At 30.9% G+C, this 21441-nt stretch carries 18 protein-coding genes and 2 other annotated features; of the genes, 8 read left to right on the top strand and 10 right to left on the bottom strand.

Translation table 11 applies throughout. The features are described 5' to 3' along the window. Positions 1-91: 91 nt before the first annotated feature. Positions 92-721 carry a DUF421 domain-containing protein gene (locus K5Q11_RS04900; protein WP_220751520.1) on the bottom strand — a complete coding sequence of 210 codons (630 nt, stop codon included), beginning with the start codon at positions 719-721 and terminating at the stop codon, positions 92-94. A 196-nt stretch (positions 722-917) separates the two neighbouring features. Between K5Q11_RS04900 and pnuC the strand changes: the two genes are divergently transcribed. Next, positions 918-1664: a nicotinamide riboside transporter PnuC gene (gene pnuC, locus K5Q11_RS04895; RefSeq protein WP_220728611.1), complete on the top strand. Its 747-nt coding sequence runs from the start codon at positions 918-920 to the stop codon at positions 1662-1664. 100 nt (positions 1665-1764) lie between these two features. Next, positions 1765-1944, top strand: a complete 180-nt coding sequence (locus K5Q11_RS04890) for a hypothetical protein (RefSeq protein WP_220728610.1) — start codon at positions 1765-1767, stop codon at positions 1942-1944. A gap of 45 nt (positions 1945-1989) precedes the next feature. Here K5Q11_RS04890 and brnQ (K5Q11_RS04885) read toward each other — a convergent pair whose 3' ends face one another. Together brnQ (K5Q11_RS04885) and brnQ (K5Q11_RS04880) are read right to left on the bottom strand one after the other, a co-directional pair. Then, positions 1990-3354: a branched-chain amino acid transport system II carrier protein gene (gene brnQ, locus K5Q11_RS04885; RefSeq protein WP_220751518.1), complete on the bottom strand. Its 1365-nt coding sequence runs from the start codon at positions 3352-3354 to the stop codon at positions 1990-1992. A gap of 124 nt (positions 3355-3478) precedes the next feature. Then, positions 3479-3711 (bottom strand) — a binding site (T-box leader). A 54-nt stretch (positions 3712-3765) separates the two neighbouring features. Further along, the gene (brnQ, locus tag K5Q11_RS04880; protein WP_220751516.1) at positions 3766-5148 is read right to left on the bottom strand and encodes a branched-chain amino acid transport system II carrier protein; all 1383 of its coding nucleotides are present in this window, start codon (positions 5146-5148) and stop codon (positions 3766-3768) included. A gap of 130 nt (positions 5149-5278) precedes the next feature. After that, positions 5279-5532 (bottom strand) — a binding site (T-box leader). A 278-nt stretch (positions 5533-5810) separates the two neighbouring features. On the opposite strand from brnQ (K5Q11_RS04880), the gene K5Q11_RS04875 reads away from it, so the two are divergent. From K5Q11_RS04875 to K5Q11_RS04850, 6 genes are all read left to right on the top strand, one after another. Next, positions 5811-6050 carry a SemiSWEET family transporter gene (locus K5Q11_RS04875; protein ID WP_082605238.1) on the top strand — a complete coding sequence of 80 codons (240 nt, stop codon included), beginning with the start codon at positions 5811-5813 and terminating at the stop codon, positions 6048-6050. Positions 6051-6120: 70 nt separating this feature from the next. After that, a complete protein-coding gene (locus K5Q11_RS04870; RefSeq protein WP_220751514.1) occupies positions 6121-7467 on the top strand; it encodes a glycosyltransferase family protein in 1347 nt (448 codons plus the stop codon). Positions 7468-7551: 84 nt separating this feature from the next. Next, positions 7552-9189 carry a putative glycosyltransferase family protein gene (locus K5Q11_RS04865; protein WP_220751512.1) on the top strand — a complete coding sequence of 546 codons (1638 nt, stop codon included), beginning with the start codon at positions 7552-7554 and terminating at the stop codon, positions 9187-9189. A 74-nt stretch (positions 9190-9263) separates the two neighbouring features. Continuing rightward, a complete protein-coding gene (locus tag K5Q11_RS04860) occupies positions 9264-10481 on the top strand; it encodes an MFS transporter (protein WP_220728605.1) in 1218 nt (405 codons plus the stop codon). Positions 10482-10503: 22 nt separating this feature from the next. Continuing rightward, entirely contained in the window at positions 10504-10908 is a 405-nt protein-coding gene (locus tag K5Q11_RS04855) for a hypothetical protein (protein ID WP_220728604.1), read from the top strand. 62 nt (positions 10909-10970) lie between these two features. Then, positions 10971-12176: an MFS transporter gene (locus K5Q11_RS04850; protein ID WP_220751510.1), complete on the top strand. Its 1206-nt coding sequence runs from the start codon at positions 10971-10973 to the stop codon at positions 12174-12176. Positions 12177-12234: 58 nt separating this feature from the next. On the opposite strand, the gene K5Q11_RS04845 is transcribed toward K5Q11_RS04850, so the two are convergent. The 7 genes from K5Q11_RS04845 to K5Q11_RS04815 form a co-directional block, all read right to left on the bottom strand. Then, a complete protein-coding gene (locus tag K5Q11_RS04845; protein ID WP_220751507.1) occupies positions 12235-13665 on the bottom strand; it encodes an APC family permease in 1431 nt (476 codons plus the stop codon). Positions 13666-13802: 137 nt separating this feature from the next. Further along, the gene (locus tag K5Q11_RS04840) at positions 13803-15230 is read right to left on the bottom strand and encodes a C69 family dipeptidase (protein WP_220751505.1); all 1428 of its coding nucleotides are present in this window, start codon (positions 15228-15230) and stop codon (positions 13803-13805) included. Between the two features lie 96 nt (positions 15231-15326). After that, positions 15327-16670: an amino acid permease gene (locus K5Q11_RS04835; RefSeq protein WP_220751532.1), complete on the bottom strand. Its 1344-nt coding sequence runs from the start codon at positions 16668-16670 to the stop codon at positions 15327-15329. A 330-nt stretch (positions 16671-17000) separates the two neighbouring features. Further along, the gene (locus tag K5Q11_RS04830) at positions 17001-18380 is read right to left on the bottom strand and encodes an amino acid permease (protein ID WP_251067916.1); all 1380 of its coding nucleotides are present in this window, start codon (positions 18378-18380) and stop codon (positions 17001-17003) included. A 356-nt stretch (positions 18381-18736) separates the two neighbouring features. Next, positions 18737-19501 carry a hypothetical protein gene (locus K5Q11_RS04825; RefSeq protein WP_220751503.1) on the bottom strand — a complete coding sequence of 255 codons (765 nt, stop codon included), beginning with the start codon at positions 19499-19501 and terminating at the stop codon, positions 18737-18739. Positions 19502-19620: 119 nt separating this feature from the next. Beyond that, entirely contained in the window at positions 19621-20361 is a 741-nt protein-coding gene (locus tag K5Q11_RS04820; protein ID WP_220751500.1) for an ABC transporter permease, read from the bottom strand. Beyond that, complete coding sequence (locus tag K5Q11_RS04815) at positions 20361-21263, bottom strand: ABC transporter ATP-binding protein (RefSeq protein ID WP_220751498.1); 903 nt, start codon at positions 21261-21263, stop codon at positions 20361-20363. The genes K5Q11_RS04820 and K5Q11_RS04815 overlap by 1 nt, the downstream gene beginning before the upstream one ends. Between the last annotated feature and the right edge of the window lie 178 nt (positions 21264-21441).

Raw genomic sequence — 21441 nt, 5'->3', positions numbered from 1 at the left:
TGAATATCGAAATCATTCCATGAAATTAAATATTTAATTTAGTAATAATTGTCTAACTTTTTTAAGGCACTTCACTTTAGTTATTCCTTTTTTATTTCATTATTAAATTAATATCATTATCAAAATATTCACACATATATACGTCTTCAACATTTTTAACATTATGCTCTTGTAGTTTTTGGTTCAACCAGTTTCTATCTTTACCAGCTTTTTCTAGATGATCTTCTAAAATATCACCACGAGAAATAACCAATAAAGAATTATCTTTATCTTTTTTAGTGTTAACAATTAAACTACCGCCAGCAGTGAGAATAATTTCATCAATTTGTTCTAGTGAATTAATACCTTGTAAATGAATACTATGCATTAATTGATCCATTGGCATTTTAGCTTCTTCAAATTTATCTACATCAAATTTTCCATCAGACATTAATACTAAATCTGATCCATCAATAGACTGTTTAATTTTAGGATTAGATTTTTTAAGCAGTCTAATTACTAATAGTAAAATTGTCCAAAGTCCCATGGTTAAAACAGATTCTAAGATTGAAACGTCTGGACTTAACACGTTGCCACCAACAATAGCACCAACAACCATGTTAGATATTTGGTCAGTAGGAGTAGCCGGCGCAATACTACGACTAGTAGAAACTCTACTATATATCAATAATAAAATAATAGCTAAAATCATTTTTATTACAACTAAGTAATAATGTTCCATCTATATCATCTCCAAAAAATATTTATACCACTATAACTAAAATATATCAATAATTTTATAAAGTTAAATTTATCATTTACTTTTTATATTTGGGTATGTACAATATATAGTGTTGTTTTTTTAAAGACACTTTAAATGTACGTACATATAGTGTGCTAAATAACAATAGAATAATATCTGAAAAGAGGATTTTTCATTGACAGCATACTTCAAATTTTTAGGTCACCAATTAAAAGGTTGGCCTCAACAAAATTATTACTTATTTTTCTTTAGTTTAGGTTGCCAAATCATGACGTTAGTAAATGCTCCAATCACATGGTTGTCTTTTTTAACTTTTATTGGTACAACTTTAGGAGTTCTCTGTGTTTTAGCAATTAATGCTGCTAAATCTATTAATGGTGTTTTAGGAATTTTATCTGGTCTTTGTTTTATAATAGTAGGTTTTTCAGCTAAGAATTATTTGAGCATTGGAGAACAAGTTGCCTATATATTAACTTTAGATATTCCAGTATTACTTAGTGCAAACTGGAATGTCAACATGGTATCTAAAATTCGTAAGTTTACTGCTAAGACTTGGGTTATTTCTTTAATATCCACACTAGTCGTATTCTTAATTTCAGGATATTTAATTGGAGCATTGACTGACGATCCTAGACCATGGGTTGATGCAATGAGTTTTGCTATTTGCTTTACTGCAGGAATTATTTGTTTCCTAAGATATAACAATCAATACTTTTGGTGGTTAGCTTCAGGAATTGCTCAACTAGTGTTATGGTACATTTCATTTAGACAAGGTTCAGCTACACTAGCAATGTTCATAAACAGTTGTGTATATGTAGCCAACGACGTTTTAGCGTTTACAGTTTCACCTTGGTTTAACAAAAAAGAAAAAGAACGTTTAATTAAAGAAGAAACAGCATACGCAATGAATATAAATAAATAATAAGAAAAAGCTAAAATACTTAATTTTAGCTTTTTTTTGTTTTAAATAATTGAAAGATATTTATCATAGTGGTATAACTAATTTCAAAGGAGATGTTATTATGAATTTTGATGATATCAAAAACAAGGTAAGTAAAACTGCCAACGACGTAAAAGACAAGGCTCAAGATGCAGCCGGACAAGCTAAAGGTAAAGTATCTGAAATGTCAGGTAAAGCTAAGGGTAAAGCTGCTGAAATGTCAGGTAAAGCTAAGGAAAGTATTTCTAACTTAAAGAAATAATTTCAAAATAAAAGAGTTGCCAAATAAATGGCAACTCTTTTTATTTTACTTTTTATGTTTAAATGCATGAATTATTAGTCCAATGATTAGACCAATGGTTCCAGGAATAACCCAATCCATGCCTAATTCAGCAAATGGGAAATAGGTATTATGGAAATTAATAATTGCTTGCATAAAGCTATTATTAATTGCATATGCAGGTAGAGATGCCAACATATCCATGAAGGCAGGAATTGTAATGCATATAATTGTAATTACATAAACAATTGAATCTTTTTTAAATAAAGGTGAAAAGATAGACAAAATGATTAAGAAAATGGCATATGGATAAAGTAACATTAAAACTGGGGTAGACCATTGAATAATGGTATTTAGACCACAATTAGCAATTATAAATGATAATCCACAGTTAATTGCTAACCATTGTCTATAACTAATTTTAGGAAAATGATTATGAAAATCTTGAGCAAATGCAGATACCAAACCAACAGCAGTGGTTAAACAAGTTAATGTTAATAAAGTGGCTAATAGGGCGTTTCCAGTTGATCCTAGATAGTGGGTCATGAATTGGTTGAAAGTAGGCCCACCATCAGAAGCTACTTTAAATAACTCTAGGGATGTAGCACCAATCCAAATTAAAATTACATAGATAATTCCAACTAAGATTTCGGATAGTATACCAGCCCAAGCAGTTGCTTTAGCATTTGATTTTGGTGAAGTTTTACCTAATTGTTTAACAGCGGTAACAACGGTAACACCGAATGCTAAACCAGCAAGCGCATCCATAGTGTTGTATCCTTCTAAGAAACCGTTAAAGAATGAAGCATTTTTGTAAGCTGGGGTGATGCTTTGAATTCCAGCGTTACCCATTGGATGTAAGAAAGCTAGTAAAAATGCGATGAATAATAAAATTAAGAAAATAGGGTTTAATATTTTTCCAACTTGTTTTGTAATATTATTTTCTTTGTATGAAATCATATATGTTGCAGCAAAGAACAATGCTGAAATAATTAATAAAGCAATTCCTGAATATTTAGCAGGAATCATAGGTTGAAAACCTACTGCAAAAGTAACCGTAGCAGTTCTAGGTGTAGCAAATAGGGGCCCTAAAGTAGCATGAACTAAAATCATAAAAATAATGGCAAACTTATTACCTAAGGGTTTGGCAATGTCAAAAACTCCATTAGACTTTGTAATACTAATTGCTAAAACTGATAGTAGTGGTAATAACACTCCTGTACATAAAAAACCTAAAGCTGCGCTGATCCAATTAGAACCGGCTAGTTGTCCTAAATGAATGGGGAAGATTAAGTTCCCAGCACCGAAAAATAGAGCGAAAAGTAGTGAACTAATAAGTAGATATTGCTTGATAGATAATGGCTTGTTGTTTAAGTCTTGTGTATTTTCCATTTAATGAAACCTCCATTGTGTATTGTTTTATATGTTTTCTAGTGGCTTTATTTACTCACGTTATATTTCAAGTCATCATCTCCTTTTTGCTATGAAAATAAAAAAGCATCCTTAATCTGCAAAGATTAAGGATGCTTTCGCACGGTACCACCTATAATTATAAATTTAAAATAAATTTATCTCTCACGTACTAAATAATACGTTGACACAATAATGGGTGTACCCAATATACGTTACTGAAATTTCGGTATATAGCTCCAAAGATACTTTCATGTATAAATCATTTATCCTGTTCACACCTTATAAGGACTCTCTTGAAATTAATTTATCATTACTCCGCTTTTTCATAGCTTGTCGTTTATATTTAATAATTTATATAAATATAGCAACTTTAATTATTTATGTCAAATTTTATTTTGCAGTTTTTAAAACATTGGATCTTCTAAAGAAGTGGAAACCTAATCCAATTACTAATCCAACCATGGCTGGGACTACCCAATCCATTCCAGCACTAGCAAATGGAAGATAGCTTTGTTGGAAACTTACTAAAGCTTTACCGAATGCACTTTGTGAAACAACTGGAGGGAAACTACCAACCATATCGAATAAGGCTGGAACAGTAGTAAATACGACTACGAAAAAGTATACATATGAATCTCTGTTAAATAATGGTGAAAATACTGACAATAAGATTAATACCATAGCAAATGGGTAAAGGAACATTAACATTGGAGTAGACCATTGGATGATAGTATCTAAACCAAAGTTTGCAGTTGTAAATGATGCTAAACACATTAAACCTAACCAAACACGGTAACTTAAAACTGGAAAATGTTTATGGAAATCTTGAGCAAATGCAGCTACTAAACCAACAGCAGTAGTTAAACAAGTTAGAGTAAGTAGGGTAGCTAGTAACGCGTGACCCACACTTCCCATGTAATGACCCATTAATTGATTAAAAGCAACTCCACCGTCAGCTGATAGTTTAAATTTATTAAGGGTAGTTGCACCAATCCAAACTAGTACTAGGTAGATTACACCAATCAAACCAGTAGCAAGCACACCAGCTTTAGCGGTAACCTTAGCATTACTTTTAGCGCTAGTTTTACCTAATTGATTAACTGCGGTAACTACTGTTACTCCAAAAGCTAATCCGGCCAAGGCATCCATAGTATTGTAACCTTGTAAAAATCCGTTAAAGAAACTACCGTTTTGATATGCTTCAGTTGCAACTTGACTACTTGCTGATCCCATTGGTGAAAGAAATGCTAATAAGAATACAGCAAATAACATTAATAAGAATAATGGATTTAATAATTTACCAACACTTTTCATGATGTTAGATTCTTTATATGATAGCAAAAACGCAACTAAAAAGAATAATCCGGAAAATACTAATAATCCAACATGACTTAAATTGCTTGGCAATAATGGTTCTACTCCAACGGAAAAAGGAACTGTAGCAGTTCTAGGAGTACCAAATAGTGGTCCAATAGTTGCATGGATTAAAACCATAAAAGTTAAGGCAAATCCGGAACCTAATGGCAACCCAATGTCATAAACCCCTTTAGATCTGGTAACACTAATTGCCAAAACTGATAATAAAGGTAATACTACAGCTGTACATAAGAAACCTAGTGTTGCTAACAACCAATGACCACCAGCTAATTGACCTAAATGCAATGGAAAAATTAAATTACCTGCACCAAAGAATAGGGCAAAGAGTAGTGAGCTTACGACTAAATATTCTTTAACTGATAACGGTTTACTGTTTAAATCTTTTACTTCGTTCATAAATTATTTCCTCCCAGGAATTGTTTTTTGATAAAATTTTTATTTTTATATTAATCGGAATCGGACTATCCAATATAACCATCTCCTTAAAAAATTACTGAAACAAAAAACGCCCTTAGTCTACAATTAGACCAAGGGCGTCATTAAACGCGGTACCACCTTATATTCACTAAATTATTGTATATTAAACAAATACCAATAAATTAATCTAAAACGTACTAAATAATACGTCGGCACTATAATGGGTGCTACCAATGTACTTTATAAGTGTTTTTCAGTACATAGCTCAAAAGGGATTTTCATGACTCATCATTTGCTTCCTTGCACCTAACGAAGCTCGCTTAAAATGATTTTATCATTACTCTTCTTTATCTCAGCAATTCTCATTTGTTTTTAATTTGTTGTTAATAACAATAAAACTAATTTTATAAATTGTCAAATCATTTTTTATAAAAAATTGAATAGAGTTTAAAATAAATGATATAAACTGGACATATGTTATAATATTTACTAAATATATTTATTTAAATTAAGTATAAATTATATACATTTATCTAATTTTATTAACCGAAAGGGAGATTTTTTAGTTGAAAATTGATAATTATGTTCCCAAAGATAAACGTAAAGAAGTTAGTGAAAAGCGCATTAAACGATTAAAATTAATGAGTAAAATTGCTATATTGACATGTTCTCTAATGTACATTTCATACATTCCACAAATCATTCAAAATTTCAGTGGGAATCCAGTTGGACCCATTCAACCATTAGTTGCTACAATTAATGCTACACTATGGACTTTTTATGGATGGTTTAAAACTTATCGTGATTGGCCAATTATAATTTCTAACGTTCCTGGAGTTGTTTTTGGTTTCATTACGCTAGTTACAATTTACATTCACTAATTTAAACACAAAAAAGCCGTTATAACGGCTTTTTTTATTGTTAAAATACATATTTAAGGAAGATTTGAAAATGAATAGTAAAAGTAAGGTGCACTTTTATTTAGGAATATTTATATTTATAGAAATATTGTTTTTTATGCATGTTAGTCTTTGGAAAGATGAGAGTTTTACAATGTCTTTGGTGCATAATGATTATCTAAATATTATAAAAATTGATTCAATGGATGTTCATCCACCATTGTATTACTTAATATTAAAAGCATTTTTAAACATTACCACTTTTTGGAGTGACAGCTTTTTTGTAAAAGTTATTTTCGCAAGGTTGTTTTCATTAATAACCACAGCAATGTCATTATTAATTTTAAATAAGACGATGCGCAAGATGGATGTTTGCTTTAATCAATCGACTTTAATGATTTTGTTTTTATTGATGCCTAATATATTACTTTATGCAACTCAAATACGAATGTATAGTTTGGCAACACTATTTATCGTACTTGAGTTTGATCAATTGATTCGTTATTATAAATCTCAAAAAAGTGGCAATTTGATTTTGTCGATTTTATTTGCCGCTTTTGCTGCTTATACCCATTACTTTGCGGCCGTTTCTGCTGGCTTTTTACTGGTTTTATATTGTTTTAAATTTATAATGATTAAAAACTTTGTCACTGCTAAAACTATTGCTAAATCTATATTGGTTTTTTTGGGTTTATTTATTCCATGGCTTTTCGTAGCAATTAGTCAAGTTAAGAGGGTAAATGACGATTACTGGATTAAAAGTAGTGGATGGAATGGATTGTTAAAAAGTTTTTTTGGAATATACAATTGCATATATGGAGCATTATGGTCTTCCATTATTTTATGGATTTGTTTAGCTATAATTGTTTTTTGTTCAATGAAAAATCTAAACCGCTATTTTAAAAATTCAATTTTAACTATTTTTTGTGTATATTCACTGACTTTTGGCTTTGGAATGTTAGTTTCTTATCTTACTAGGCCTATTTTTGTTTCTAGGTATATATATCCAGTGTATTTTATTCTAATTTATTTAACGGTTGTATGTTTAATGAGACTTTGTAGTAATGGCTTTTTTAATAATAATTTAATACCAAAATTGTTGTTTGTTGGAGTTATTTTTTTGATCTTATCTGTAAATCATACTGTAACTATTTTTAATCAAGTTAACCGTTATGTAATTCCTTCCATTTCATTTGTAAATGAAGCCAAAGAAATGCAACAAAATAAGAATCAAACAATTAAGTTAAGTAGTCGTTTTAGTACTGATCATTTAACTGAAAGAATTGTTTACCTTCAATATATAAACAAAAACGTTACTAATAATGATATTCGAGTAGGACGATTATTCGGTAATAATAATCAAAAACTATTTAAAAAAATATTTTATAACGTGAATTAATTTTTTACTAAAAAGGTTCTACCTAATTTTTTTTCTAAATGGTAAACTATTATAGTTTATATCACAGCTTTTTAGGAGAACGTTATGGTAAATTATTTAAAAAATAAATATATCAAAAATACGATAATTATTGCTTCATTTTTTTTAATTGCAGTAATGACATGTTTAATCTTATTTGTTTGTCGTTTCTGGCTTTTTGGTTATGATGGCCCATTTCATTGGCAACGATTCCTTACATTTAAAAACAATATTTTTAGCAATTATGATTTAAATTCAACGATGGGATCAGCTGTAATGAGTTTTTATCCGAAGTTGAACTTAGTTTCGATTAGTATTTTGTCAATTTTTATCAAAAATACTTGGTTACTTTTATACGCTAACTTTATATTTCAAATTTTTATCGGTTTAAATATTGCTTATTACACGTGCCAAAAGTATACTAAAAAATTCTTAGTTAGTTATGTATTTGCCTTTATCTTTATGACAGCGATGCCAATTATTAATTGGTACTTTGGACTGCTAGATTTGGGTTTGATTACGGCTTATTTATTTTTACCGTTAGTGCTGTTTGGGACACTCAATTTTATAGAAAAAAATGAGTATATTGAACTAGCTATTGGACTCACCTTGATTTTTATGAGTCACATTTTAACGTTTGTTTTTGCTTCTTTATTTGTTTTTATATTCTTTTTATTTAATGTGCATAAGTTTAAATTAGTGGACTATCTCAATATTTTAAAAATATCATTTTTAGTATTATGTACTAATGCTTTTTATTGGTTAATGATAGTTAGACTAGAATGGTTTAATCAAATTAATAAACCGCATTTTCAAACTTTGCAAGGTTTCCCAGAATCTACTATGTATATCGAAAAGAATGGTTTAGTACAAGTGCTTATCATTATGGGATTAGGGATATTTTTCTTTGAAAAATTTAGTAAAATTAATAAACAAATTTATTTAGTAACTGTAATCATCACAATATTGAGTTCGCGAATTATTCCTTGGCACCTTCTAGATCATACTCCAGTCGGCGTAATTCAATTTCCTACCAGATTTATGATATTGGCCTTGCTAACTACTTCATATTTAATTGCGGTAATGGGTTCAATAGTTTTAAAAAGTATGTCCAACTGGAAAATTTATTTTGCTATTTCTGCATTAGCTATTTTATGTATGAATTTATACAATCAATGGGGAACTATGAACACTGCGTACTTCTCATCTTGGGGAAGCAAAGTGGTAAATAACAGGCTTGTTTCTTACCGTATTGATAATGGTAAACATATTAAAGTAACTGATATTGATACTGGAGATTTTGCAGATTATGTACCAAAGAGTAATTTAATGCGATACATTGATGTTTATTATCATACTGGATATGACGAAGAAAAAAATCCAATTATCTTTAATGCGAATGGTAATGGAGAATTAAGATTTAATAATGATGCCTTGAAGAAACGTTTGCATCTACCATTTATAGGATATAAGGGTCAGCAATATAATGTATCTTTAAATGGCAAAAAGGTTAATTACTATTTAGATAAAGAACAAGTTATAACCATTAAGAATGTTAGTAAGGGAGTTAAGACTATAAAAATAACTTTAGTAAAAGGGTTAATAGATTATCTTGCTTATATTTTAACTGCTATGGGATTGCTAACTTACCTGTTTATTGGATTTAAATACCTACTTAAAAATTATTTAAAAGTACGTAAATAGTTATGATATAATAAAAACTTATTATTTAAGACTTATTTACAAATTTAATGTCTGGAAAGAGGTAAATTCATTTAATGGTACAGCATAAAAATTGGGAAAAAAATCTTTGGGTTCTTTGGTTCGGAACGTTTATTGCCGGAATGGGGTTCAGTGAAGTTATTCCATTTTTATCATTATATGTTAGTTCTTTAGGTCATTTTGGACGTGGCGAATTATCTATTCTTAGTGGAACAGTTTATGCAGCTACTTTTGTGGTGGTTGCAGTTACGGCACCTATGTGGGGTCGTTTTGCAGATCGCCATGGACGAAAAAGATTGTTGTTACAAACTACTATTGGTTCAGCAATTTCTTTAGGCTTAATGGGATTGGTTACAAACGTTTGGCAATTAATTGCTTTAAGAGCTTTACAAGGTTTTTTTGCTGGTGTAATTCCTAACGCTACGGCATTAGTGGCAGCTGAAACGCCAAAAGAAAAAGAAGGCTATGCATTAGGTATTATTACCACTGGTTATGTAGGTGGTAACTTAATAGGCCCCATTTTGGGTGGTTTCTTAGCTAGCTTATTTTCAATTAGAATTACATTTTTTATTACTGCAGCATTATTATTTGTATCATTTATACTTAGTTTAACGATGGTACATGAAAGTTTTACACCTAATTTAGAAAAGCTAAAAAATCAACCTTCCATGTTTGATTTTCATTTCTTACGAGAATTTCCTAATCCAAAAATAGTAGGTTGGTTATTATTCTCTACAATCATTGTTCAAGCTGGTTTATACTCTATTTACCCAATTATTAGTTTATTCGTTAAAGAATTAATGCATGGGCATGGTTCAATTACAGTTGTAGCTGGAATTATTTCTTCATTACCAGGAATTGCAATGTTTATCTCATCACCTTTATGGGGGAGATTGGGTGATCGATTAGGTGCCAATAAAATACTTATATATGGTTTTATTTTTTCCATCGTGTTTTATTTCCCCCAAGGTATAATAACTAGTGTTATTATGTTAGGTGTACTGAGATTTTTAGTGGGAATTTCCAATGCTGCTATTTATCCAGTTATACAAACAATTCTGGCAAAAATTACGCCGTCTGAATCCACTGGAATGGTATTTAGTTTAAATCAAGCTGCTCAAGCAGTTGGTGCCGTTATTGGATCAATGATGGGTGGCTATATTTCCAATATTTTTGATTATAGTGGTGTTTTTGTGTTTACAGCAATTTTACTATTTATTAATTTAGTACTTTTAGAGTGGCGAGTTCCAGAAATTAGAAAAAAATTAGGCTAATAAATCACGGAGATGGTTAACAATGATAAAACATAATTCACATATTCATGAACTTGCAAGCGCTGATTTTTCAGTAGCGATGTTGGGTAAACCAGCTACTGAATTTGATAAAGATGACATTAAGTCAATGATTTACAGTACTCAAGAACACAGTGATATGCTATACGTTGCTTATCATGATAGTTTTGATGTTAACAGTGGTTTATACAGTTGTTTAAAAAGTTATACAGAATTTTTAAAAGATGATATTGATACTTATGTTGCTCGCTTTAACGAAATAAAACGCGGTGCAAAAACTTATTTTCATCAAGAAATGACCCTTGGTTATTTTATTGACTTATACATTTCTTTTCTACATCGTAAGTTTGAAAACCATCAAGATGATGGTTCGCTAGTTATGATAAATAGCAATGGCCAAGAAATTTAGGTATTAGAGCAACTGATTTTGCATTAAGTCGGTTGCTTTTTATTTTGAAAGGAGGCTTTTATATGGAAGACAATTCTTATTGGAAACGTAATTTATGGGTACTCTTGTTTGGGACTTTTATTACAGGAGTGGCTTTTAATGAAATTATTCCATTTATGCCGTTATATATTGTTCAACTAGGTTCTTTTAATAAAAACCAACTATCTATTTTAAGCGGAATTGTATATGCAATATCATTCTTTATTGTTATTTTTACTTCTCCAATGTGGGGAAGATTTGCGGATCGTCATGGTAGAAAACGTTTAGTATTACAAACCTCGTTGGGTTCAGCTGTAACTATATTTTTAATGGCTTTTTGTACTAACGTTTGGCAATTCATTTTATTACGTGCACTGCAAGGTTTTTTTGATGGAGTTATTCCAAACTCAATTGCACTAGTGGCAACTAGTACACCACGTAAAAAAGTTGGATATGCACTTAGTGTATTGTCAACGGGTTATACTAGTGGATTTCTAATTGGACCTATTTTTGGTGGATATTTAGTAAAAATACTAAATATTAGGTTAACTTTTATTTTGACTGGAATTATATTATTTTTATTCTTTATTTTGGTATTTTTTATGGTGGAAGAAAAGTATAAACCTAATTTACAAAGAACGAATGTTAAACGTAAATGGTATAACTTTTTACAATACTTTCCTAATCCACATTTTGTAGCTTGGATGTTTTTTATATCTATCGCTTTACAAATTGTGACAAATGCGATTTATCCAATCATTACATTGTTCGTAAAAGAACTCATGCATAATCAGGGTGATGTTTCTGTAGTAGCTGGTATAATTTCGGCTATGCCGGGAATTTCAATGGTAATGACAGCCCCATTATTTGGTAGAATGGGTGATCGTAAGGGCGTTCACTTTATCCTATTCTTAGGATTTATTGTGGGGATTTTATTTATAACTCCTCAAGGCTTTGTAGCGGGAGTATGGTCATTAGGAATCCTTAGATTTTTAAATGGAATTGCTAATGCAGCATTATTTCCATCAGTACAAACTTTATTGGCCAAAGGAACTCCTGAAGAGTCGACTGGAATGGCTTTTAGTTTAAACCAAGGTGCTCAAGCAATTGGTATTTGTATTGGTTCGATGATGGGAAGTTATATATCTACTATCTTTGGATATAATGGGGTATTCTTCTTCAGTGGAATTGTTCTAGCAATTACGCTAGTTATTGTAAAATTAAAAGTTCCAGAGCTCAAAAAATTATAGTGTAAATACAAAAAAGAACCTTGAAAACATCAAGGTTCTTTTTTATTTTGTAGTTATTTTATTTTTCTTCTTTTTTAAAATGATGCATTCCATAAGCAAAGTATATAATAGCTCCAATTATGAACCATACTAGGGCATAAATTTTAGCATCTTTATCTAGTCCCCAGAATACTGATAGGGAAGCTAAAAATGACAATGCTGGCAAGACTGGATAAAATGGCATCTTAAATCCAGGAACTTGAATATCTTTACCCTCACGTTTTCTTAAAGAATAAATGCCTAATGAAACGAACATAAAGGCAATTAAAGTACCAGCTGATACTAATTGAGATAAGAATTGAAATGATAAACAGGATCCAATTATTACACCAATAACAGTTAATACAATTAAGGCGTTGTTAGGTAAATGTTTATGATTTAGTTTGCTTAAAAACTTAGGTAACATACCGTCACGACCAAATGAGTATAGCAATCTGGAACCGGCTAACATCATTCCAATTAAGGCGGTGAACATTCCGGCAGAGGCAATAGTTTGAACTACTGTAGCAGTAATTTCATGCCCACTTTGTCTTAAGGCCCATCCTACTGGTTCAGCATTATTAGCGTAATTAGTGTACTTAAACATTCCCACTAAAACTAATGAAACTGAAACAAATAATACGACTGCAACGATTAATGAACCAATAATACCTCTAGGCATTGTTTTTTGTGGATTTTTAGCTTCTGCTGAGTTAGCAGCAATAGAGTCAAATCCAATATAAGATAGGAAGATTACAGATACTCCTGCATAAATTCCACCAAATCCACCGAAATGAGTTCCATCAGGGTTTATACGTGGCTTTGGAATGAATGGTAAGTAATTTTGAATGTGAATAGCAGTTAAACCTACCACAATGAATAGTATTATTGCAAAAACTTTTAACAATACTAAAACATTTTCCACTTTAGCCACTTTAGAAATACCATTAGATAGTAACCAAGCTACTAGTAAAATGACAATTACAGTTACAATATCAATTAATCCACCACTAGTGGTTATCGGATTAGATAGTGAAGTAGGAAGATTAATCCCTAACGGAGAAATTAATCCTCTAATATTAGCTGATAAACCTGCCGCAACGAACGCGACGGCAATAAAGTATTCAGCTAATAGGGCCCAACCAGCGACCCATCCCCAAAATTCACCAAAAATAACGTTAATCCATGAATAAGCAGAACCGGCAAAAGGCATTGCTGAAGCCATTTCAGCATAAGCTAATGCGACTAATCCTGCTACAACGGCAGCTAATAAAAATGAAATAGTTACTGCTGGACCAGCATTATTAGCGGCTACAATTCCAGGTAGAGTAAAAATAGCGGCCGAAACAATAGTACCGACTCCTAATGAAATGAAATCTTTAGTAGTTAGCGATCTAACCAAATGTGAATCTTTATTTTCATACACACTAGGACTTTCTTTATGATTCATACGTTTCCAAAAATTTTTCATCAATGAATCTCCTATACATATTATCAAAATAAAAGAACAATCAAGTAATTAGATTGTTCTAAAAGCTTATTTATTAAATGTTTCTCATAATTAACTATAAAATTTTAATATTTAAACCTATAAATGTCAAGTTATATTTATAGATTATCGCCACTTTCAAATGTTATTTTAGAAAGATTTAATGATTCTTTAATTAAGTTTTGCATTAAAGCTTTAGTTTTATTCGTAATACTATCAGCAGTAATAATTGATTCAGCAGTTAACTTATCTTTGATTGCTTCGTCACTATCACTTAACATTTTAGCAATTTGATTATCTACTTTGTTAATGCGATCTAAAGCATATGCTTGACAATTTTCACGATATTGATTGACCTCATTTATAAATTCATGGTAATGAGGTTCAACTAAAACCGATAAAGTTTTATACATCCAATAGGCACTTTCCATGCTTACCTCACTATCACCTTTTTGATAGTTGATAGGGGTTGTTTCAATATTAGCATAGAAAGGAACATATGGGCTGTATGCAAAAAATCCCATTGCTACCCATTCAATCGCAGCGTATTTAGCATCTACGTTATTTCTAATTTGTAAAATATGAGAAATTTGATTACGATCCAAAGCAATTGAACGGAAAGTTTGCTTATCTAATTCTTTTGGATTAGTAAAAGGATCATATTCAGTTTCTTGGTAGTGTGATGATAAGAAGTATTCAACATCTTCAACACTAAGTTTGCGATTAGCACGCTGGATAAATGGAATATCACGGCTAGTAGGTGCTTGTTTAACTTCTGGTGAAAAAAGTTTTTGCCCATACCAAGCACGTGGAGTGTTGTAGTAAATGTCACTTTCTGAATTAGTACCCACGATATTTCTAAAGTTAAAACTTTCCGGATTTTTATTTAGGTTATATTTTTCTACAAAGTCAGGTAAATTTTTATCCCACATAAAGTTATCTGTATCCGAAAAATCAATATTTTGGATATTAACTTGATTAGGAGCGATAGCATAGGCATCGTCTGGAATTCTTTGAGCCACCCAATGATGACCACCGGCAGTTTCTAAATACCATACTTCTTGATTATCAGAAAAAGCAATTCCATTACTTTCACCAGTTCCATATTGCTCAATTAAACTGCCAAGTCTTTTCACACCTTCTCGAGCAGAACTAATAAATGGCAATACTACGTTTACCATACCTTCTTCATTTAAACCATCATCCACTAAAGGATCAAATCCTAAAAATCTTTGGTTAGTAAAAGTGGTTTCGGTAGCAGACATTGCTACATTTTTTTCATTAATACCCGCTTCTTCATATAAATTATTATCTGATTCATCACTAGGTTCACAAGTATAACGCATTGCTTGTGCTGGTAAAGGGATTTTTACACCAGTCGTAGGCGATACAAAGTAACCATTAGCTTCTGTTTTTGCATTGTGAACTACAAATTTTTTAGGACCAATTGGCGCGTACCCATCCTCATTTCTAGCTATAATAGTTGAACCATCAACAGTGGCATCTTTACCAACTAAAATAGCAGTACATGATGTTCTTTTTTTCATATAATTCACTTCTTTGTTATTTTTATTTTAGTTCTTAGTTATAAGATAACATAAAAAAAGAAATGAAATAAAAATTTCATTTCTTTTTGATAATAATTATTTTAATTTATCCATTGTTTTATTTTTACCATTGTTAAACTTAGTAAAGAATAAAATGGTCATTGCGGCTAAGAAAATAACTCCAATAATCAATGGAATTCTAGTTTCATTATTAATGAACATGAATACAAGGGTTAATGCCAAAACTGCTAATGTTAAGTAGTTTGAGTATGGAGAGAATGGCATTTTAAAACTGTGATTTTTCAAATCTTCAGGATGTTGTTTTCTAAAACGAATTTCAGAAATTAGAATAACTACCCAAGGTACCATTCCAGGCAATACACTTGAACTATAAACATAAACGAAGATTTGGTCAGCACCTTTATAGAACATTGGTAGGATTACGTTTAATAGTACTCCTAGTAAAATTCCAGATGCAATGGAGATTACAGAGATAAAAGGCACTCCATGACGGTTCATTTTGCTGAACCATTTTGGCAATTGTCCTTCTGATGATAGTAGGTATGACATACGACTAGAACTGTAAATAGCTGAGTTAGATCCAGATAAAGCAGCTGTTAAAACTACGAAGTTAATAATACCAGCTGCGGCAGTAATACCTACTTGGGCAAATGTTTCAACGAATGGGGAACCAATCTTAGTAATTTTATCCCATGGATAAATACTTAACATTACAAAGATAGAACCAATGTAGAAAATTAAAATACGACCAATTGTTGATTGAATAGCTTCAACCAAGGATTTTTTAGGATTTTCAGCTTCACCAGCAGTAACTCCAATTAATTCAATTCCTTGATATGATGCAAATACAATTGCTAGGGCAAAGAAGAAACCTTTCATTCCACCAGTAAAGAATCCATGAGTCCATAGATTACTAATTCCAGTAGGGTGAATACCATTAAATCCAAATACAATAATTACTAAACCAACTAAAATCATGGCAATAATAGTTACCACTTTAATTAAAGCAAACCAGTATTCTAGTTCACCAAACGCACTAACTGAAATTAAGTTAGCTAAACATAGAAATAGTACAGCTATTATACCAGGAACCCAACTAGGTAAACTAGGCCACCAAAATTGCATGTATGTACCAATTGCAATCATTTCTGAAATTCCTACCACAACCCACTGGAATATATTACTCCAAGCAGTTAAGAAACCAAATACCGGGTGCATATATTCGGTAGCAAACTGTGAGAAAGAACCAGTTACTGGATTTACGTACAACATTTCACCAAGTGCACGCATAATAAGGTATAAGAATAATCCAGCAATTCCATATGCTAGCAATACTGATGGTCCAGTCCACCCAATGGTTGACTTAGCCCCCATGAATAAACCAACACCAATTGTTCCCCCTAAAGCAATCATTTGCATATGACGGGTACTTAATTTTCTTTCAAAGTCTTCTTGTTTTTGTGCCAAAACTAATCACCATCTTTTCCTTAAAATTAATAAAATAAAAACACCCCTCAACAGCCATTGTACTAGGGATGTTTTTTAAAAACACTTTTTTTGCTTATTGTTCGTTAATAGGAAGTATGTCAACAAAAATTAGAAATAATAAAAGTCTAATTAGCAATCAACATTCAGCAATGTTTTAACTTTCATCCCTGAAAGTAGTTAGGTTGTTAATTATGGTCTTTATAATTATTTGTAAAATATTAAATGATATTGAAATGTTTGTCAACAAATTGCAATTATAGTCTAATTTTTGAAACCGTCATCATGTTGTTTATTGTTGTATTTGGCAAAATAAATAATTGTCATAACAATTAAGAATAAAATTCCGATAATAAGTGGAATACGAGTTGCATCGTTTAAGAACATGAAAACTAAAGTAATTGCTAAGAAAATTAATGTAATATAGTTTGAATATGGAGAAAATGGCATCTTAAATGGATGATTTTCTAATTCTTCAGGATGTTGTTTTCTAAATTCAATTTGTGAAATTAAGATAACTACCCAAGGGACCATTCCAGGCAATACACTTGAACTGTAAACGTAAACGAAAATTTGATCTGCACCATTAAATAACATTGGTAAAATAACGTTTAGAACTAATCCCATTAAAATTCCTGCTGAAATGCTAATTACTGCATAGTAGGGAACCCCATGAAGATTAAGTTTTAAAAATTTCTTAGGTAATTCTTTTTCTGAGGCTAATAAGTAAGTCATACGACTAGCGCTGTAAATTCCAGAATTAGAGCCTGATAGAGCTGCTGTAACTACAACGAAATTAATAATAGCAGCTGCAGCTGTAATACCAACTTGAGCAAAAGTTTCAACAAATGGTGATCCAATATTATTAATTTTATCCCAAGGATAAATACTTAAAATAACAAAAATAGCACCAATGTAAAAGATTAAAATACGTCCAATTGTTGATTGAATAGCTTCAACAAGTGTATGTTTAGGATTTTCAGCTTCACCAGCAGTAACTCCAATTAGTTCAATTCCTTGATATGATGCAATAACAATTGCTAAAGCAAAGAAAAATCCTTTAACACCACCTGTAAAGAAACCATGACTCCAAATATTAGAAATACCTGTAGGTCCAATTCCATTTAAACCAAATACAATTAATACGAGACCAACTAAAATCATAGCAATGATAGTTACAACTTTAATTAAAGCAAACCAATATTCTAATTCGCCAAACGCACTAACTGATATTAGATTAGCAATACATAAAAAGACAATTGCGATAATACCTGGGATCCAATTTGGAAGCGATGGCCACCAATATTCCATATAAGTTCCAATCGCAATCACTTCTGACATCCCAACTACTATGTATTGAAATACATTGCTCCAAGCAGTTAAATAACCGAAGACAGGGTGCATATACATGCTAGCAAATTGTGAAAAGGAACCCGTTATAGGATGTACATATAGCATTTCTCCTAGAGCTCTCATTATCATATAAAGAAAAATTCCAGCAATTCCATAGTCTAATAATACTGATGGTCCAGTCCACCCAATGGTTGATTTAGCCCCCATGAATAGTCCAACACCAATCGTACCGCCCAGTGCAATCATTTGCATATGACGAGTGCTTAATTTTCTTTCTAAATTCTTTGCCATAACTATACACCTTCTTAAATTCAAATATTTTTAACAACAAAAAACGCCCCCATTGCCGAAAAGGCAATAGGGACGTTTAACTTTTTAGACGTGGTTCCACCCAAATTATTTATTATTTCAAATGATAATAAATATCTCTGTTGGTCTTTAACAGAACCACCTGAATTGACATTTCCTTCAATTTAAATTAATCAAAGTGGTAGTTAGTCAAAATAAGCACTGAGAAAACTTCCAGTTAATGTTTTCTCTCCCTGTAAATGCATTTTGATTACTTTGTCTTTGAAAAAGTATTGTTAAATTAAACAAAATAATAGACCTAAAAATTTAACATGTCAAATTTTTATTCAAAATAATTTTTATGCTGCGTTATTTTTTGAGGCTATTTTTCTAGTTTCAAAAAGTATGTAGGCAATTATTAAGAAACATAAACCATAAATTAACGAACCCCAAATCATTTGATCAACGTGTAATTTGGTCATCATGTGGGTTAGAGGAGTTACCACTTCTCTTTCAACAAAGAAAAAGTTAAAAGGATTCCATCTAAGTGCACGATTTGTGTAAAGTACAATCATGAAGATACCTGCAATCACCTGTGTAATGTAAATCATTGCAATACCTAAAGCGATTGAAGCGAAGCTATCTTTTATACGACTACAAACCATTAAAACGAATGAAATCAGTAAAAATTCGTAAACTAAGTTACCACCTGCTGCACTAAACATTTTAGTAAAAATAGCAGCGTCTAAATCAGTTTTTCTAAATAACATAAATTTCATAATGATTACCATTACAAAGTTTATAGTTATTAAAATTAAATATGATAACCAGATTGAACATAGTTTTGCAGCAAAAATACTTAAACGACTGTGATTAATTGAATTTTCACTAATCTTTTGCAAATTATCTTTTCCAGAAATTCTAGTACATGCAATTATGACCATAAAGATGGTTAGTAGACTAGTCGCGTTACCTAAACTAGTAGTATATTTAACGCCTCCTAGAACTCTGGTAATCTTTATTCCAACACCTAATATTATTACAAATAAAGCTAGTAATGCAGCCATAGCAGCAAAAACTTTTTTGTTCTTAGGATTGAACTCTTCTTTTAATAAATTTAGCAATCTTTTGACCTCCTAATGGTCTTATATCTAAGTATTCTACCATGTTGCATATTTTTATCAACATTTCGATATATGTAGTAAAAAAGCTTAACCAATTCTAATAGTTAAGCTTTTAAATATTAAACGTTACGTTTTTTAAAAATGAATCCAGCTATGAAAATGAATAATACTGAATAAGCAACTGTACCTAAAATCATTTGATTATTAGATAGTAAAGTTATTTTATCGATGTTAGGCATGGTTAATTGAAAGTTAACATTCATAAAGTTAAAAGGATTCCATTTCAACCAGTGATAGTGTGAAACTAAAATTGATAATAGTTGACTGATTATTTGTGAAGCGAATATAAAGGCAACTCCAATTCCGATTGCAGCACCACCGCTCTTAGCAACATTACTTATCAACAATGCTGCAGATGCGATTAGTAATAAGAATAATGAATATGATCCTAAGTTAGTACCTAATTGTTTCCAAATTATGTGACCAGACTTAAAGAAAATCATTCGACCGATATATGTGGAAATGAAAGTTATAACTATCAAATAAACATACATAAACAAGATAGTGATTAATTTACTAAGGAAAACTTGTAATCTTGAATATTGTCTAGATAACAGGTTCTTAATAGTTCCAGAAGCAAATTCATTTGAAATAATAGTACTTACAAACACTACCATAGCAATTAAAATAATTTGAATGCTGTTAGAAAGTCTGGTCATATAAACATCGCCAGACATTATATTATATTTATTAGATGCCCAACCAATTAACATAGCAAATAGGAACATTATCATTCCCCATCCAATATAAAACTTTCCATGAATTTGTTTATATAGTTCTTGTCTTAAAAGTGTAAACATTATTTGTCCCCCTTATCTTTAGTTAAAAGATTAAGCAATGATTCTTCCAAGTCTTCTTGTTGACGTTGAACGTTTGTAATGTCAACATTAGCATCAACTAACGCTTTTAGTGCTGTATTAAGAGCATTACCTTCATCTTTTACTTCAATGTCTCGATCCACAATATGAGCATCTAATCCAGCATTTTGAATAGCCTTTAAACCATTATCATTATTGTTAGTGTCCAACTTAATAACTGCATTATCAGCTGATAGGAATGATTTAGCATCACTTTGTTTAACTAACTTTCCATGATTAATAACTACATAGTAATCGGCAATACGAGCTAATTCATCTAATAAGTGACTAGAAATTAAAATACTAATGCCTCTTTTAGATAGTTTTAGCAAAAGATCACGCAAATCATGAGTAGATTGAGGGTCTAGTCCATTCATAGGTTCATCTAAAATAAGTAATTTAGGATGATTAAGTAATGCCATTGCAATTCCTAGACGTTGACGCATTCCTAAAGAATAATTTTTAGCTTTTTTATTGGCGAAAGAAGAAATTTGAGTTTCATCCATAATTTTTTTGATTTCAGCATCTGAAGTCGAACCATCATTAAATAATTTTAAATTTTGTAATCCTGTCATATGACCATATAAAGCTGGTGTTTCAATCATAGAACCAACGTTTTTAAGTCCCTTACGGGAACCTTTTTTTAATTTTTCATTATTTACCAAAATGCTACCAGTTGAATAGTTGGTTAAACCTACGATTGATTTCATAATAGTTGATTTTCCGGCTCCGTTAGGTCCGATTAATCCTAGAATAGATCCAGGTTTAATATCAAAAGTTATGTTATGCAAAGCTTTAGTACGACCATAAAACTTACTTAAGTTTTTAATTTCTAAAGTATTCATGTTCTTCTCTCCTTTGGTTAATTAGTTATGTAACTAGGCATAATATATTCTTAAAAGGATCATTTGTCAAACCTGCTTAATAAAACCTTAATATATGCATTTATTAGACTTTTCATTTATATCCTTATAAAAGCATGTCTTTAGTTTGCAATCTTTTTTAATATTAGCGTAATGATTC

This window comes from Apilactobacillus xinyiensis (assembly GCF_019656235.1).
GTDB classification, from domain to species: Bacteria; Bacillota; Bacilli; order Lactobacillales; family Lactobacillaceae; genus Apilactobacillus; species Apilactobacillus xinyiensis.
This window is presented reverse-complemented; position numbering and strand designations above follow the sequence as displayed.

What these genes read in the sequence shown, in the direction of transcription:
- K5Q11_RS04900 (WP_220751520.1), bottom strand. Translation starts at nt 721, where the DNA reads ATGGAACATTATTACTTAGTTGTAATAAAAATGATTTTAGCTATTATT.
- K5Q11_RS04890 (WP_220728610.1), top strand. Translation starts at nt 1,765, where the DNA reads ATGAATTTTGATGATATCAAAAACAAGGTAAGTAAAACTGCCAACGAC.
- brnQ (WP_220751518.1), bottom strand. Translation starts at nt 3,354, where the DNA reads ATGGAAAATACACAAGACTTAAACAACAAGCCATTATCTATCAAGCAA.
- brnQ (WP_220751516.1), bottom strand. Translation starts at nt 5,148, where the DNA reads ATGAACGAAGTAAAAGATTTAAACAGTAAACCGTTATCAGTTAAAGAA.
- K5Q11_RS04875 (WP_082605238.1), top strand. Translation starts at nt 5,811, where the DNA reads ATGAGTAAAATTGCTATATTGACATGTTCTCTAATGTACATTTCATAC.
- K5Q11_RS04870 (WP_220751514.1), top strand. Translation starts at nt 6,121, where the DNA reads ATGAATAGTAAAAGTAAGGTGCACTTTTATTTAGGAATATTTATATTT.
- K5Q11_RS04865 (WP_220751512.1), top strand. Translation starts at nt 7,552, where the DNA reads ATGGTAAATTATTTAAAAAATAAATATATCAAAAATACGATAATTATT.
- K5Q11_RS04860 (WP_220728605.1), top strand. Translation starts at nt 9,264, where the DNA reads ATGGTACAGCATAAAAATTGGGAAAAAAATCTTTGGGTTCTTTGGTTC.
- K5Q11_RS04855 (WP_220728604.1), top strand. Translation starts at nt 10,504, where the DNA reads ATGATAAAACATAATTCACATATTCATGAACTTGCAAGCGCTGATTTT.
- K5Q11_RS04850 (WP_220751510.1), top strand. Translation starts at nt 10,971, where the DNA reads ATGGAAGACAATTCTTATTGGAAACGTAATTTATGGGTACTCTTGTTT.
- K5Q11_RS04845 (WP_220751507.1), bottom strand. Translation starts at nt 13,665, where the DNA reads ATGAAAAATTTTTGGAAACGTATGAATCATAAAGAAAGTCCTAGTGTG.
- K5Q11_RS04840 (WP_220751505.1), bottom strand. Translation starts at nt 15,230, where the DNA reads ATGAAAAAAAGAACATCATGTACTGCTATTTTAGTTGGTAAAGATGCC.
- K5Q11_RS04835 (WP_220751532.1), bottom strand. Translation starts at nt 16,670, where the DNA reads ATGCAAATGATTGCTTTAGGGGGAACAATTGGTGTTGGTTTATTCATG.
- K5Q11_RS04830 (WP_251067916.1), bottom strand. Translation starts at nt 18,380, where the DNA reads ATGGCAAAGAATTTAGAAAGAAAATTAAGCACTCGTCATATGCAAATG.
- K5Q11_RS04820 (WP_220751500.1), bottom strand. Translation starts at nt 20,361, where the DNA reads ATGTTTACACTTTTAAGACAAGAACTATATAAACAAATTCATGGAAAG.
- K5Q11_RS04815 (WP_220751498.1), bottom strand. Translation starts at nt 21,263, where the DNA reads ATGAATACTTTAGAAATTAAAAACTTAAGTAAGTTTTATGGTCGTACT.